Raw genomic sequence first — 14,326 nt, forward strand, 5'->3', positions numbered from 1 at the left:
GGCGTGATGCGGAGGTCGCCATCGGGCTGAGCGGCACCTGCTTCCACCAGCACCACCGCCGGCCGGTCAAAACCCCGGCAGCAGCTTCGCGAACCGCCGCCGCCCCCGCGGGGTGATCCGCAACTCGCGGTCCTCCACCCCCCGCTTGACCAGCCCCTCGGCCAGGAACGCCGCCAGGACCTCGTGGCCCAGGACGCCGCCGAGGTGGGGGACGCGGTGGGTGCGGTCCAGGCACGCCGTGGCCGGGCGGCGGCGGCCCGGGGACACCTCCGCCGGGGTCACACCCAGGTCCCGGAACGCCGACAGGTCGTCGCCCAGGTCCACCTCCGGGGCGGAGCCGTCCGGGGGCCGCAGGGCTCCGCGCGACACCAGCAGCGCGAACACCGCCACGCCGAGGCGTCCGGCCGCGTGGTCGTAACACGTGTGGGCGATGTCCGCGCCCGATGCGGCGCGGTCCGGTGGCGTTATGCCGTCCTTGCCCGCGTAGTGCGCGAGCGCGGTCAGCACGCCCAGCAGGTCCTCGCGGCCGACGCGGTACACCGCGTGCCGTCCGGTGTGTTCGACCGTCACGAGCCCCGCCGCCCGCAGGCGGGCCAGGTGGTTGCCCAGGCGGGGTGCGGTGACGCCGAGTGCGTCCGCCAGCTGCACCATCGTGTGCGGGCCTTCGGCCGCCAGCACCTGCAGGGCCGTCAGCCGTACCGGGTCGGCCAGCTCGCGCGTCAGCTCGACGATCGCGCCCTGGACCGCGTTGCCCGCATCGACCAGCCCGCCCATCACGTTCCCTTCCGACGGCACCCGCGCGCGATCCTAACACGCTTCACGATGTCGTGAATGGTCGTTGCGCGCTGCGAAACCGCCCAGCTACCATTCACGTCTTCGTGAAGGGTGGATGCATGAGAAGCCTCCTCTGGGGCCGCGGGGTTTCCGCGCTCGGCGACGGTCTCTGGTTCACGATCTGGGCGCTGTACCTCACCCGGATCGCCGGGCTCCCGCCGGTCACGGTCGGCGCGGGACTGGCCGTGGCGAGCGCCGTCGGCATGGTCGCCGCGGTGCCGCTGGGCGCGTTCGCCGACCGGGCGGGCGCGCGGGCGGTGCTCGTCGTGCTGACGCTCGTGCGGGCGGTCGCGATGGCGGGGTACCTCGCGGTCGGCGGCACCTGGTCCTTCCTCGCCGTGACCGTGCCGTTCACCGCCTTGGCGACCGGCGGCACGGCGGTGCGGACGGCGCTGATCACCGGCCTGGTCGCCGAGCCCGCCCAGCGGGTGCGAGCGCTGGCGCAGCAACGGGTCGCCCAGCACGTCGGGTACGCCGCCGGCGCCGGGCTGGGTGCGTTGGTGCTGACCGCCGACACGCGGTGGGCGTACACCGTGGCCATCGCCGGCAACGCCGTCAGCTTCCTGGTGCTCGCCGGCGCGACCCTGCTGGTGCCCGCGCCCACGCGCACGCCGGGAACCGCGGAGCGGCCGGCGACCCGGGTGGTGCTCGGCGACCGGCCCTACCTGTGCGTCACCGCGGCCACGGCCGTGCTTTCCCTGTGCTGGGCCATGTTGTCGACCGGGCTGCCGCTGTGGCTGTCGGGCCGGACCCACCTCCCGCTGGGGCTGGGCGGGGTCGTGGTCGTCATCAGCTCGGTGGGGATCGCGGTGTTCCAGGTCCCGTTCGCGCGGTTCGCGCGCACCGCGGGCCAGGCCGCCAGGACGGCGGTGGTGTCCGGCGGGGTGCTGGCGGCCAGCTGCGTGCTGCTCGCCACGACGTCCGGCGGGTCGGGGACGGCCGCCGTCGCGGTGGTGGGGCTGGCCGCGCTGCTGCACGTCGCCGGGGAGCTGGGGTACGTGGCCGCGAACTGGGGCCTTTCCGTGCGGCTCATGCGCGAAGACGCCAAAGGCGCCTACCAAGGCGCGACCGAGGCCGCCACGGCCACCGTGCAGATGGTCGGGCCCGGGGTGTTCACCCTCGCGATCGGCGGCCTCGGCGGCGCGGGGTGGCTGGTGGTCGCCGTGGTGTTCCTCGCGGCCGTCGCGCCCGTGCCCGCGCTGACCCGCTGGGCGATCCGGACGCGGCAGCCTGCCGAACCCGCGCCCGCGCGCTGAGCGACGCACGTCACCCCGCGGTCCGGAACACCAGCGGGGGCAGGACGTTGTACAGGGTGTCGGTACGGCGGTGCCCCCGGGCCTCACCCCTTGCCTTCACGGAATACCGGTAACGCAGGAGCCGTGTTGAGCCTTCCGCCGCGAGGCGGCCCCCGTACCGGCCTCAAGCTCCCGTCTCCGCTCGCAGGTCGACCCCCCTCGGACCTCCGCTGAGCGGAGGCGGGCCTCAACTCCCGTCCTCCCGGGACTTTCCCCGCTCCCACAACAACAGCACGGCCGTCACGAGGGCGTAGCCGAACAGGAAGTCCTCGACCGGGATGTCCCACGGGAACCGCCAGCCGGTGATGCCGTCCGGGGCGTACCGGACGACCGGTGCCGAAAGCTTCGTGAGCCAGCCGTCCACCGGGATCTGGAACGCGACGACGATCGCCGTGGTGATCCAGTACGCCGGGCGCCGGAACAGCCCGGTGCGCAGCACCAGCAGCTCCGCCGCCACCACGACGAGCACGGCGGCGACGGCCGGAACCGTGTAACCCCACGGCATCAGCGCCGCACCCGCCGCAGGAACCGCCCGGTCAGCTCGACGCCTTCGTAGGTCAGCACCCCGCACACCGGGATGACGGCGAAGAAGAGGACTTCCTCGAGCGGGATCCCGAACGGGACGCGCAACCCGGTGACGAACGCCGGGTCGAAGTGCCAGGCGCCGGCGGCGATCGCCAGTGCGTCCCAGATCAGGAACACCAGCGCCACCGGCAGCACCGCGCGCACCAGCCGGCCCGGCCTGCGGTACACCCGGGCGCCGGCGAGCTCGATCGGCAGGGTCACCAGCACGCACGCGCCGAGGACGAGCAGGTATTCCGCGCGGCCCACGTCAGCGCGTTCCGGGACGCCGGGGACCGCGTGGTTCGTGAGGCACACCGGGATTCTGCCCGGCACCGCCGGTTTCCGCAGCCGGACCCCCGCGCCGGGGCGTTGGCCGACCCGGGCCGCCGGGCGAAATCACCGCTGTACGGCCGCCATCAGCGGGTGCCAGCGCGTCGCGTCGAAGATCAGGCTGATGGCCTCGATCTTCCCGTCGCGCAACCGGAAGTGCTCGGCGGTGTGCTGCACGCCGACCGGAGTGGCGGTGTGCACGTCGTAGACCAGCGTGGCCTCCGTTTCGCCGTAGAGCTCGCTGATCATGTCCACCCCGGTGACGATCCCGACGAACCCCGCGAGCCCGTCGAGGTGGCTGCGGGCGTCGGTGGATTCGATCAGCGGGCTGCGGAAGGTGAACGTGCCGGCCAGCTGCGCGGCCGCGGCGGTGACGTCGCCGCCGAAGCGGGCGCGGTGGTAGGCCTGCACGGTGTCTCTGGTCGCGGTGGTCATCGGTCCTCCAGGTGGCGGGTGAGGTGGTACTGGTTCTCGGCCAGCCGCAGGCACAGGTGCCGCAGCTGGGTGGTTTCGGCCGCGGTGAACCCGCGGAAGAGGGCGGCCATGGCCCGTTGCGAAGGCGCGCGGAATTCCTCGAGCCAGGTCCGGCCGTCCGGGGTGATCCGGACCTGCACCGACCGCCGGTCGCGCGGGTCGGGGACGCGCTCGGCGAACCCGGCGCGTTCGAGGGTGTCGACCAGGCCGGTCACGTTGCGCGAGCTGACCCCCGCGGAGGCCGCGAGGTCCTTGATGTTCGAACTGCCGGTGTGGAGCCGGATCAGGATGTCGAGGGCGCCGGGGCTCAGGCCGCGGCTGCCGGTGCCGCGGGACCGCAGCGCCTCGAGGCTCCGCGCGGCCGTGCGGACGGCGGCCGCCGCCTCCAGCACGCCGGTGTCCTCGCCGGGGGCGAACCCGGACAGGGCGCCGCGGACCTCGGGGGAGTAGAGCAGGCCGTCCGGGTCGCGGGCGAGATTGGGTACGTCATTCATAGCGAAGCAATACTTTAGTACGTGCTTCCGCATCTCTGTCAACGGCCTGTCCGCTCGCAGGCGTTAACCAGGGTTTCGCCGGGCGTTAGCCTCGGCCCCGGGACAGGTTCGCTCTTCGCCGCCCATACTGACCCGGCTCGCCACCACGACACCCCCGGAGTCCCCATGACGGACGTCAACCGACGACGTTTTCTGCAGCTGGCCGGCGGTACCGCCGCCCTTTCCGCGCTGTCCACCAGCATCGCCCGCGCGGCGGAGATCCCCGCGTTCCACCGGACCGGGACGCTGCGGGACGTCGAGCACATCGTGGTGCTGATGCAGGAAAACCGGTCGTTCGACCACTACTTCGGCACGCTGCGCGGGGTCCGCGGCTTCGGCGACCCGCGGCCGGTGACGCGGGTCGACGGCAAGTCCGTCTGGGCGCAGTCCGACGGCAAGCGCGACATCCTGCCCTTCCGCCCCGAAGCGGACAACCTGGGCCTGCAGTTCATCCAGGACCTCCCGCACGGCTGGAACGACACGCACGCGGCCTGGAACGGCGGCAAGTACGACAAGTGGGTGCCCGCCAAGGGCTCGACCACGATGGCGTACCTGACCCGCGAGGACATCCCGTTCCACTACGCCCTCGCCGACTCGTTCACCATCTGCGACGCCTACCACTGCTCGTTCATGGGCTCGACCGACCCGAACCGCTACTACATGTGGACCGGGTACACCGGCAACGACGGGCGGGGCGGCGGCCCGGTCCTCGGCAACGACGAAAAGGGCTACTCCTGGACGACCTACCCCGAGCGCCTCGAGCAGGCCGGCGTGTCGTGGAAGATCTACCAGGACATCGGCGACGGCCTCGACGCCGCCGGCGGCTGGGGCTGGATCGAAGACGCCTACCGCGGCAACTACGGCGACAACTCATTGCTGTACTTCGACTCCTACCGCAACGCCAAACCCGGCGACGCGCTCTACGAGAAGGCCCGCACCGGCACGAACGCCAAGGCGGGCGAGGGCTACTTCGACCGGCTGCGCGCCGACGTCAAGGCCGGGAAGCTGCCGCAGGTCTCGTGGATCACCGCGCCGGAGGCGTTCTGCGAACACCCGAACTGGCCGGTGAACTACGGCGCCTGGTACATCGCGCAGGTCCTCGACGCGCTCACCGCGAACCCGGAGGTGTGGAGCAAGACGGCGCTGTTCATCACCTACGACGAGAACGACGGCTTCTTCGACCACGTCGTCCCGCCGTACGCGGCGGCTGGTCAGTCCACTGTGGATACCGCGGGGGAGATCTTCGCCGGGTCGGCCGCGAACCCGGCCGGCCCGTACGGGCTCGGCCAGCGCGTGCCGATGCTCGTGGTCTCGCCGTGGAGCAAGGGCGGCTACGTCTGCTCGGAGACGTTCGACCACACCTCGATCATCCGGTTCATCGAGCGGCGGTTCGGCGTGCACGAGCCGAACATCACCGCCTGGCGCCGATCGGTGTGCGGCGACCTGACCTCGGCCTTCGACTTCGCCCGCACCGATGCGCGGGTGCCCGCCTTGCCGGACACCGCCGGCTACGAGCCGCCGGACCGCGAGCGGCACCCGGACTACGTGCCGGCGGTCCCGGCGCACGCCGTGCTGCCGAAGCAGGAACGCGGGCTGCGGCCCGCGCGGGCGCTGCCGTACGACCTGGCGGTCGACGCCCAGGTCGGCACGGCCTTGAACCTGACGTTCGGGAACCAGGGCCGCGCGGGCGCGACGTTCTACGTCACCTCTCCGGGTGGTGAACCGCGGACGTACACCACGGGCGCCGGGGCGTCGCTGGCCGCCGCGCTGCCCGTCTCCGGCGGGTACGACCACACGGTCCACGGGCCGAACGGGTTCGTCCGGCAGTTCCGCGGCGGCGCGGCGGCCGGCCCCGAGGTCAGCGCCCGGCCCGAGGGGCGCAGCGGGAACCTCGCGCTGGTCCTGACCAACAGCGGTGCCACGCCGGTGCGGGTCACGCTGACCGACGCGTACGGCCGCCGCTCGACGTCCCGGCTGCTGCGGCCGGGCGCGCGGGTGGTCGAAGTGGTGGACACGCGGCGCAGCGGCAACTGGTACGACGTCTCGATCGTTTCCGACCGCGACCCGCGGTTCCTGCGCCGCCTGGCGGGGCACGTCGAGACCGGGCGGCCGAGCACGAGCGACCCGAACACGCTCACGGACTGAAAGCTCGATCGGGCGCCTTTGTCACCCGGCCGTGGCTGCCGCCGTTGCGAGGCCCGGTTCCGGGTGGGAGCGTCGGGGAACCGACTGTTTTCCCACCACGGAACCAGGAGAGCGGATGACCACCACCGAAATGCCGGCCGTGCACGAGTGCACGGTCAGCGGCTGTTCCTACAACCACGACGGCTGCCACGCCTTCGCAATCACCGTCGGCGGCGGCAACGGGTCGGCGGACTGCGGCACGTTCGTCCCCCTGAACACGAAGGGCGGCTTGGACCGGGTAGTGGCCCAGGTGGGCGCGTGTTCCCGGACGGACTGCCGGCACAACTCGTCCCTGGAGTGCACGGCGGACAACATCAGGGTCGGTCCGGGCGACGGCGGCCATGCGGCGAACTGCCTGACGTACAGCAGGTAGGGGTTCGGCAGGGCTTTCCCCGCGGTGATCGGCGCCGCGGGGGAAGCTCTGGTGGCCGATGCGCGGCGGGATTCCGCCGCGGTGATCGGCGCCGCGGCGGAGTCCTGGTGGCCGGTGCACGGTGGGATCGGCCCGCGTGCGGGCGAAGCCGCCGGGCGAAGCGGGCCGCTGGCCGGTGCGCGGCGGCACTCTGCCGGGTGCGGCGGGCCCCAAGGCACCCGGCCACCGGGCTTGCCCCGCGGTGATCGGCGCCTCGGGGAGCTCCGGTGGCCGGTGCACGATCGGATCGGCCCGCGCGCGGGCGAAGCCGCCGGGCGAGGGGACCGTCGGCCGGTGAGCGGCGGGATTCTGCCGCGTGCGGCGGGCCCCAAGGCACCCGGCCACCGGGCTTGCCCCGCGGTGATCGGCGCCTCGGGGAGCTCCGGTGGCCGGTGCACGATCGGATCGGCCCGCGCGCGGGCGATCCAACGGGCGAACCGCCCGCCGTCCGGTCCAGGGGCGGTCTGCCGCGCGCGGCAGACCGCCGCGCAAACCGGCCAGTCGGCCGGTGCGGGGCGGGATTTCGCCGCGCTCGGGCGGGCTGCCAGACGAGGGCGGGCTGCCGTGCGCGGGCGGGCCGCCGGGCGAACCGGGCCGCCGGCCGGTCAGCCGGGTTCGGGTGCCGCCCCGAACTCCAGGGCCGTCCGGCCCTCCGCCACCTCCGTCGTCGCGCGCAGTGCCAAGCCGCAGGCGGCCGCCAGGCCGGCCAGCTCCGCCGCTGTCCGCTCGCGGCCGCCGAAGCACATCAGCATGAACAGGTCCATCGCCGTGCCCGCGGCCGCGCGGAGCGGCTCGATCACCACCACCGTGCCCTGCTCGCCGGCCGCCCGGCGGCAGGCGGTCAGGATGTGGCGGGCGTGGTCGTCGTCCCAGTCGTGGAGGATGTCGGACAGCACGTACGCGTCCGCGCCCGGCGGTAGCGGGTCGAAGAAGCTGCCGGGGACCGCCTTCGCCCGGTCGGCCAGTCCCTCGGCCGCGAACCGCTCCGCCGCCGCCGTGGCCGACGGCGCCAGGTCCAGCACCTCGCCGCGCACCGCCGGGTGCGCGCGCAGGATCTCCGCGAGCACGGCGCCGTCCCCGCCGCCGACGTCGACGATCCGGCCGAACCGGCCCCAGGCGAACCGGGCGGCGATCTGCGGCGCCTGCACCCGGAACCGCCAGTTCATCTGCGCGTCGAACGACCGCCGCAGCCGCGGGTCGGCGTCGAGGTCCGCCCAGAAGTCGCGCCCGTACCGGCGCACGTAGGCGGGGGTGCCGGTCGTGACCGTCTCCAGCAGATCGGCGAAGGCGAGTTCCGCGCGGCCGCCGGCGGAGCGGATGTCGAGCAGCCGCCGGGCACTTTCCGAGCGCAACTGGGCCCCCAGGTCCGTGGGCCGGTAGCGGCCGGACTCCGCGTCGAACGCGAAGACCCCGGCCGTGACGAGGTGGTCGAGCAGGCAGGCCAGCGCCGTCTCGGAGGCACCCGTCGCGGAAGCGAGCTCGGCGGCCGTCGCTTCCTCGTGGTCCGCGAGACCGAGCGTCGCCGCCACCCGGACGGCCATGGGCGTGGCCAGGTCGGCCAGCGCGAAGATCGGCTCCATCACTGGTTCAGCCTACGGTCATGGCATCATGACGTCGATCGGCAAACCGAACGAAAGAGCCGGCTGATGGACGCTTTACCGAACGACAGCCCCTCGATCCGTGACATGCTCGCGGAGAACCTGCGGGCGGCGCGGGCGGCGCGCGGGCTGTCGCTGTCGGAGCTGTCGCGGCGGTCGGGCATCGGCAAGGCGACGCTGTCGCAGCTGGAAGGCGGCACCGGCAACCCGACCATCGAGACGGTCTTCAGCCTCTCCCGGGTGCTGGAGGTGGCGATCTCCGACCTGCTCGACCACCGGCCGCGCGGCGGGCTGACCGTCGTGCGGGCGGCCGAGGTCGAAGTGCTCCGCGGCGAAGGCGTCGACCTGCGGCCGCTGCGCCGGATCGAGGCGGACAACAGCGTTTTCGAGGTCTACGACCAGCTCGTCCGCGGCGACGCGCCGCAGCACTCGCAGGGGCACGTCGGCGTCGAGCACACCATCGTGCAGACCGGCGCGCTGCGGGTCGAGGTCGCCGGCCGGACCGTGGACCTCGGGCCCGGCGACTACGTCGCCTTCGACGCCCGCGAGCCGCACAGCTACACCGCCCCCGACGGGCCCGTGCAGTCGGTGCTCCTGCTGCAGTACCGCGCGGGCGAACGGCTCGACGGCAGGCCGCACCCCGTCCTGCCGGATTGACACTCTCCTCGGCCGCGACCTATCGTTCGCTATACCGAACGCTGGAGGGTCGATGAACCGAACGCGGGTGGTGGTGATCGGCGCCGGCATCGTCGGCGCGGCGTGCGCCCGGGAGCTCGCCACGGCCGGCTTCGACGTCCTGGTCCTCGACCGCGGCCGCCCGGCCGGCGGCACCACGTCGCACGGCGAAGGCAATCTCCTGGTTTCCGACAAGGGCCCGGGTGCCGAGCTCGCGCTCGCGCAGCTGTCCGCCCGGCTGTGGCCGCGGCTGCTGGCCGAGATCGCCGACGATGACCCGCGCGCGGCCGCCGCGGCGGAGTTCGACCCGAAGGGTGGCATCGTCGTGGCCACCACCGAGGTCGGCGCCGGCGCGCTCCTCGCCTTCGCCGACGCCCAGTCCGGCGCGGGGGTGCGCACCGAGCGGCTGTCCGCGGCGGACGTCGCGGCCGCCGAACCGGCGCTGACCCGCGAGGTGACCGCGGCCGTCCGCTACCCGGAGGACGCCCAGGTTCAGCCGGCCGGCGCCGCGCTCGCGCTGCTCGGTTCGGCGCTGCGCCACGGCGCCCGCCTGCGCACCGAAGCCGAGGTGACGGGCGCCCGGGTCCGGAGCGGCCGCCTCACCGGGGTCCGCGTGGGCGGCGAGCTGGTCGAGGCGGACGTCGTGGTGAACGCGGCCGGACCGTGGTCGGGACCCGTGTCGGCCCGGCTGGGCGCGCCGATCGCCGTCCGGCCCCGCCGCGGCGAGGTCCTGGTGACCACGCCGATGCCGGGCGTGGTGCGGCACAAGGTGTACGACGCGGACTACGTCGGCGCGGTCGGCGCGGGCAGCGGCGAGCTGCAGACGTCGGCGGTGGTCGAGTCGACCCGGGGCGGCACGGTGCTGATCGGCTCGTCCCGCCGCCGCGTGGGCTTCGACGACACGATCCGCCCGGCCGTGCTGGGCGCGATCGCGGCGAAGGCGGTCCGGCTGTTCCCGGCCCTGGCCGGCGCGGCGGTGATGCGGGCCTACGGCGGCTTCCGGCCGTACGTCGACGACCACCTGCCGGTGCTGGGCGAGGACCCGAGGCTCGCCGGGCTCTGGCACGCGACCGGGCACGAAGGCGCGGGGATCGGGTTGAGCGTCGGGACGGCCCGGCTGGTGCGCGAGCTGCTGACGGGGGAGCCGCCGTCGATGCCGGTGGCGGCGTTCGAAGTGGACCGGCCGGCGGTGCTGGCGTGAGCGGGCGGCCGATCGCGATCACCGTCGACGGCGAGACCGTGACCGGTGCCGACGGCCAGAGCGTCGCCGGCGTGCTCCTCGCCGCCGGGCGGCTGTCCTGGCGCACCACCCGGTCCGGGGCGCCGCGCGGGGTGTTCTGCGGGATCGGGGCCTGCTTCGACTGCCTGCTCACCGTCAACGGCGTCGCCGACGTCCGCGCCTGCCGCCGCCGGGCCGCCGACGGCGACGAGATCCGGACCCAGTCGCGGGAGGACCGCGCGTGACGCACGTCGTCATCGTCGGCGCCGGACCGGCCGGGCTCGCGGCCGCCGAACACGCGCTCGCCGCCGGCGCCCGCGTCACCGTCCTCGATCAGGCGGACGTGCCGGGCGGGCAGTACCACCGGGGCGCCGGGCACCGGTTCGAGGCCCTCCTGAGCCGGTGCACGTGGTGGCCGGAAAGCACCGTCTGGGCCCTGGAAGGCCGGCGCCTGCACGTCCTGCGCGGCCCGGCCGACGGGACGGACCGGCACCGCTGCACCCTCGAACCCGACGCGCTCGTCCTGGCCACCGGCGCCCACGACCGCGTCCTGCCCTTCCCCGGCTGGCAGCTGCCGGGCGTCTTCACCGCGGGCGCCGCGCAGGCACTGGCCAAGGGGGAGCGGGTCGCCGCCGGACGGCGGGTGCTCGTCGCCGGGGCCGGGCCGTTCCTGCTGCCGGTCGCCGCGTCCCTGCTGGACGTCGGCGCCGGAATAGCCGCCGTGCTGGAGGCGAACCCCGTCCGCACTGTCCTCAGTGGATGGTCCTGGCGAGCGGCCGCGCACGTCGGCAAGGTGACCGAGCTGGCGCGGTACGCCGGCACGCTGGCCCGGCACCGCGTGCCCTACCGCCTGGGCCGGGCCGTGGTCGAAGCCCGCGGCGACGACCGGGTCCGCGAAGCCGTCACTGCTCGCGTCCGCGCCGACTGGTCGGTCGTTCCCGGTACCGAGCGCACGTACGAGGTCGACGCGCTCTGCGTCGGGCACGGCTTCGTGCCGCAACCCGAACTGGCCGTCGCGGCCGGCTGCGTCCTGGACGGCGGCTTCGTGCGGGTCGGCGACGACCAGGGCACCGGCGTCGACGGGGTGTTCGCGGCCGGGGAGATCACCGGGATCGGCGGCGCGGGTGCCGCCGCGGCGGAAGGCGCGGTCGCCGGGTGGGCGGCCGCCGGCCGCGCGCCGGGCCGGGCACTGCTCGAGCGGCGCGACCGCACCCGGGCTTTCGCCCGCCGTCTGGCCGCCGCGCACCCGATCGGCCGGGCGTGGCCCGGCTGGCTGCGCGCGGACACCGTCGTCTGCCGCTGCGAAGAAACCACCTACGGCGAACTGAAAGCCACGACCGCGGACCCGGCCAGGCCCGGTCCGCACGCGCTCAAGCTCGGCACCCGCGCCGGCCTCGGCCCGTGCCAGGGCCGGATGTGCGGCGCGAGCGTCGCCGACCTCTGCGGGAGCACCGAGCGGCACCACCGTCCGATCGCCCAGCCGATCCGCCTGGGCGAGCTCGCCGATCCGAAGGAGTCCCCATGAGCACCCGCGACCTCGGCGGCGTGGTCGTCGCCGCCGCGCTGCCCTACCGGGCCGACGCCGCCGCGCCCGCCGGGCTGGCCGTCGACTACGACGCCTACGCCGAACACTGCCGGTGGCTCGTCGCGAACGGCTGCCGCGGCGTCGGCCCGAACGGCTCCCTCGGCGAGTACTCCTCGCTCACCGACGAGGAACGCCGCCGCGTGGCCCGCACCGCGATCGAAGCCGTCGGCACGGACGGGATCGTCGTCGTCGGTGTCCACGGCCCCGGCGCGCACCAGGCGCGCCACTGGGCCGAGGCGGCGGCCGAGGACGGCGCGCACGGCGTCCTCTGCCTGCCGCCGACGCTCTACCGCGCCAACCGCGGCGAGGTGCTCGCCCACTTCGAAGCGGTGGCGTCGGTGGGGCTGCCGGTGATGGTCTACAACAACCCCTTCGACACGAAGGTCGACCTCACCCCGGACCTGCTGGCCGAGATCGCGCAGATCGACAACGTCGTGGCCGTCAAGGAGTTCTCCGGCGACGTCCGCCGCGTGCTGGAGATCCGCGAGCGCGCGCCCGGGCTGGCCGTGATCGGCGGCGCCGACGACGTCGTCCTGGAAAGCCTGCTGATGGGCGCCACCGGCTGGTTCGCCGGGTTCCCCAACGTCTTCCCGGCCGAGTCGGCGCGGCTGTACGAACTGGCCACGACGGGCAAGTTCGAGGAGGCCAAGGCGCTCTACGAACCCCTGGTGGCGGCGTTCCGCTGGGACTCGCGCACCGAGTTCGTCCAGGCCATCAAGCTCGGCATGGACGTGGTGGGCCGCCGCGGCGGGCCGTGCCGTCCGCCGCGGGGCCCGCTGTCGGACGTCCACCGCGAGCAGGTCCGGGCCGACCTGGGCCGCGCGCTCGCGGCGCTGGGGGTGGCGTAGATGCGGTCTTCGCGCGCGATCACGGCGGTCGACTCGCACACCGAGGGCATGCCGACCCGGGTGGTGACCGGTGGTGTCGCCCCGATCCCGGGCGCCACGATGGCCGAGCGGCGCCGCTACTTCATGGCGAACCTGGACCACCTCCGGCAGTTCCTGATGAACGAACCGCGCGGTCATTCCGCGATGAGCGGCGCCATCCTGCAGCCGCCGTGCCGCGAGGACGCCGACTGGGGCGTGGTGTACATCGAGGTGTCGGGCTGCCTGCCGATGTGCGGCCACGGCACGATCGGCGTGGCGACGGTCCTGGTGGAGACGGGCATGGTCGAGGTGACCGAGCCGACGACGGTGGTGCGCCTGGACACCCCGGCCGGGCTGGTGCACGCGGAGGTTTCGGTCCGCGACGGGCGCGCCGAGCGGGTGAAGCTGCGCAACGTCCCGTCGTTCCTCGCCGAGCGCGACGCCGTGGTGCCGGTACCCGGCCTGGGCCCGGTCCGCTACGACCTCGCCTACGGCGGCAACTTCTACGCCATCCTGGAACTGTCGCAACTGGACATCCCGTTCGACCGCGCGGAGAAGGACCGGATCCTGGCCGCCGGCCTGGCGATCATGGGCGCGATCAACGAGCAGCGGCCGCCGAAGCACCCGGAGGACCCGCTGATCGGCGGGTGCAAGCACGTGCAGTTCCTGGCCCCGGGCTCGAACGCGCGGGCGTCGCAGAACGCGATGGCGATCCACCCGGGCTGGTTCGACCGCTCACCCTGCGGCACGGGGACATCCGCCCGCATGGCGCAGCTGCACGCCCGCGGCGAGCTGCCGCTGCACACGCCGTTCGAGAACTCGTCGTTCATCGGCACGACGTTCACCGGGTCACTGGCGGCGGAGACGACGGTGGGCGGAGTACCGGCGGTGGTCCCGGAGTTCTCCGGCCGGGCCTGGATCACCGGCACGGCGACCTACCTGCTCGACCCGTCCGATCCGTTCCCGGCGGGGTTCGTGCTCTAGGCGGGCTGCCAGAGTTCGATGCGGTGGCCTTCGGGGTCGGTGACCCAGCCGAACCGTCCGACGCCGGGCATGTCCTGGACGTCGTCGGCGACGTCCGCGCCGCGGTCGCGGAGCTGGGTCAGCATGGCGTCGAGGTCGCGGACGCGGAAGTTGAGCATCGTCTGCTGCGTTCGCGAGCCGAAGTAGTCGGTGCCGGCCTCGAACGGCGCGAAGACCGTCGGGCCCGGTTCCTGCTGCCAGACGCCGTTCTCGTCGGTGTCGAGGCCGAGGCAGTCCCGGTACCAGGCGGCGAGGGCCGCGGGGTCCGCCGCGCGGATGAAGTACCCGCCGATTCCGAGCACGCGTTCCATGCGGCGATCCTGCCAGCCCGCGCGCCCGGTTGGGCCGGGACACGCGGGTGGACCCGGCGCCCGCGGCGGATCACTGGCCGATTTGGACGTCGTCGAGGATGCCGAGGGCGTCGGGGACGAGGACGGCGGCGGAGTGGTAGGCGGAGACGAGGTAGGTGGTGATGGCTTGGTCGTTGGTGCCCATGAACCGGACGTTGAGTCCGGGTTGGTGTTCGTCGGGGAGGGTTTTGGGGCGGAGGCCGATGACGCCGCCGTCGTCTTCGCCGGTGCGCAGGGCGAGGATGGAGGTGGTTCCAGTGGTGCTGATGGGGATTTTGTCGCTGGGGAGGATGGGGACGCCGCGCCAGGCGGTGAGGGGTTTGCCGTCGAGGACGGTGGTGTCGGGGTAGATGCGTTGGGTGGTGCATTCGCGGCGGAAGGCGG

The 14,326-nt window shown here is 74.0% G+C and carries 16 protein-coding genes and 1 pseudogene; 9 read left to right on the forward strand and 8 right to left on the reverse strand.

The window, feature by feature from the left end:
• Positions 1 to 66: 66 nt before the first annotated feature.
• Positions 67 to 795, reverse strand: a complete 729-nt coding sequence (locus tag ACLJPY_RS26650) for an ArsR/SmtB family transcription factor (protein ID WP_410592443.1) — start codon at positions 793 to 795, stop codon at positions 67 to 69.
• 98 nt (positions 796 to 893) lie between these two features.
• On the opposite strand from ACLJPY_RS26650, the gene ACLJPY_RS26655 reads away from it, so the two are divergent.
• Positions 894 to 2,090, forward strand: a complete 1,197-nt coding sequence (locus tag ACLJPY_RS26655; protein ID WP_410592445.1) for an MFS transporter — start codon at positions 894 to 896, stop codon at positions 2,088 to 2,090.
• A 226-nt stretch (positions 2,091 to 2,316) separates the two neighbouring features.
• On the opposite strand, the gene ACLJPY_RS26660 is transcribed toward ACLJPY_RS26655, so the two are convergent.
• The 4 genes from ACLJPY_RS26660 to ACLJPY_RS26675 form a co-directional block, all read right to left on the reverse strand.
• Positions 2,317 to 2,634: a lycopene cyclase domain-containing protein gene (locus ACLJPY_RS26660; protein ID WP_410592447.1), complete on the reverse strand. Its 318-nt coding sequence runs from the start codon at positions 2,632 to 2,634 to the stop codon at positions 2,317 to 2,319.
• Positions 2,634 to 2,960: a lycopene cyclase domain-containing protein gene (locus ACLJPY_RS26665; RefSeq protein WP_410592488.1), complete on the reverse strand. Its 327-nt coding sequence runs from the start codon at positions 2,958 to 2,960 to the stop codon at positions 2,634 to 2,636. Before ACLJPY_RS26665 ends, ACLJPY_RS26660 begins: the two co-directional genes overlap by 1 nt.
• 129 nt (positions 2,961 to 3,089) lie before the next feature.
• Positions 3,090 to 3,458: a hypothetical protein gene (locus tag ACLJPY_RS26670; protein WP_410592448.1), complete on the reverse strand. Its 369-nt coding sequence runs from the start codon at positions 3,456 to 3,458 to the stop codon at positions 3,090 to 3,092.
• A complete protein-coding gene (locus ACLJPY_RS26675) occupies positions 3,455 to 3,991 on the reverse strand; it encodes a MarR family winged helix-turn-helix transcriptional regulator (RefSeq protein WP_410592449.1) in 537 nt (178 codons plus the stop codon). Before ACLJPY_RS26675 ends, ACLJPY_RS26670 begins: the two co-directional genes overlap by 4 nt.
• A gap of 165 nt (positions 3,992 to 4,156) precedes the next feature.
• On the opposite strand from ACLJPY_RS26675, the gene ACLJPY_RS26680 reads away from it, so the two are divergent.
• Together ACLJPY_RS26680 and ACLJPY_RS26685 are read left to right on the forward strand one after the other, a co-directional pair.
• Complete coding sequence (locus tag ACLJPY_RS26680) at positions 4,157 to 6,175, forward strand: phosphocholine-specific phospholipase C (RefSeq protein WP_410592451.1); 2,019 nt, start codon at positions 4,157 to 4,159, stop codon at positions 6,173 to 6,175.
• 115 nt (positions 6,176 to 6,290) lie between these two features.
• Entirely contained in the window at positions 6,291 to 6,587 is a 297-nt protein-coding gene (locus ACLJPY_RS26685) for a DUF1540 domain-containing protein (RefSeq protein WP_410592452.1), read from the forward strand.
• A 644-nt stretch (positions 6,588 to 7,231) separates the two neighbouring features.
• Here the strand turns inward: ACLJPY_RS26685 and ACLJPY_RS26690 are convergent.
• The gene (locus ACLJPY_RS26690) at positions 7,232 to 8,206 is read right to left on the reverse strand and encodes a methyltransferase (RefSeq protein ID WP_410592489.1); all 975 of its coding nucleotides are present in this window, start codon (positions 8,204 to 8,206) and stop codon (positions 7,232 to 7,234) included.
• A 66-nt stretch (positions 8,207 to 8,272) separates the two neighbouring features.
• On the opposite strand from ACLJPY_RS26690, the gene ACLJPY_RS26695 reads away from it, so the two are divergent.
• The 6 genes from ACLJPY_RS26695 to ACLJPY_RS26720 are packed head-to-tail and all read left to right on the forward strand — an operon-like array spanning position 8,273 to position 13,553.
• A complete protein-coding gene (locus tag ACLJPY_RS26695) occupies positions 8,273 to 8,881 on the forward strand; it encodes a helix-turn-helix domain-containing protein (protein ID WP_410592454.1) in 609 nt (202 codons plus the stop codon).
• 52 nt (positions 8,882 to 8,933) lie between these two features.
• Positions 8,934 to 10,100, forward strand: a complete 1,167-nt coding sequence (locus ACLJPY_RS26700; RefSeq protein WP_410592456.1) for an NAD(P)/FAD-dependent oxidoreductase — start codon at positions 8,934 to 8,936, stop codon at positions 10,098 to 10,100.
• Entirely contained in the window at positions 10,097 to 10,363 is a 267-nt protein-coding gene (locus ACLJPY_RS26705; RefSeq protein ID WP_410592457.1) for a (2Fe-2S)-binding protein, read from the forward strand. Before ACLJPY_RS26700 ends, ACLJPY_RS26705 begins: the two co-directional genes overlap by 4 nt.
• The gene (locus tag ACLJPY_RS26710) at positions 10,360 to 11,643 is read left to right on the forward strand and encodes an NAD(P)/FAD-dependent oxidoreductase (RefSeq protein WP_410592459.1); all 1,284 of its coding nucleotides are present in this window, start codon (positions 10,360 to 10,362) and stop codon (positions 11,641 to 11,643) included. The genes ACLJPY_RS26705 and ACLJPY_RS26710 overlap by 4 nt, the downstream gene beginning before the upstream one ends.
• Positions 11,640 to 12,551: a dihydrodipicolinate synthase family protein gene (locus tag ACLJPY_RS26715; protein ID WP_410592460.1), complete on the forward strand. Its 912-nt coding sequence runs from the start codon at positions 11,640 to 11,642 to the stop codon at positions 12,549 to 12,551. The genes ACLJPY_RS26710 and ACLJPY_RS26715 overlap by 4 nt, the downstream gene beginning before the upstream one ends.
• Entirely contained in the window at positions 12,552 to 13,553 is a 1,002-nt protein-coding gene (locus tag ACLJPY_RS26720; protein WP_410592462.1) for a proline racemase family protein, read from the forward strand.
• Here ACLJPY_RS26720 and ACLJPY_RS26725 read toward each other — a convergent pair.
• Together ACLJPY_RS26725 and ACLJPY_RS26730 are read right to left on the reverse strand one after the other, a co-directional pair.
• The gene (locus tag ACLJPY_RS26725) at positions 13,550 to 13,903 is read right to left on the reverse strand and encodes a VOC family protein (protein ID WP_410592464.1); all 354 of its coding nucleotides are present in this window, start codon (positions 13,901 to 13,903) and stop codon (positions 13,550 to 13,552) included. The genes ACLJPY_RS26720 and ACLJPY_RS26725 overlap by 4 nt on opposite strands.
• A 70-nt stretch (positions 13,904 to 13,973) precedes the next feature.
• A pseudogene (locus ACLJPY_RS26730) lies at positions 13,974 to 14,326 on the reverse strand (Crp/Fnr family transcriptional regulator); the annotation flags it as partial.

It is taken from the genome of Amycolatopsis sp. lyj-23, assembly GCF_046549135.1.
GTDB lineage: Bacteria > Actinomycetota > Actinomycetes > Mycobacteriales > Pseudonocardiaceae > Amycolatopsis.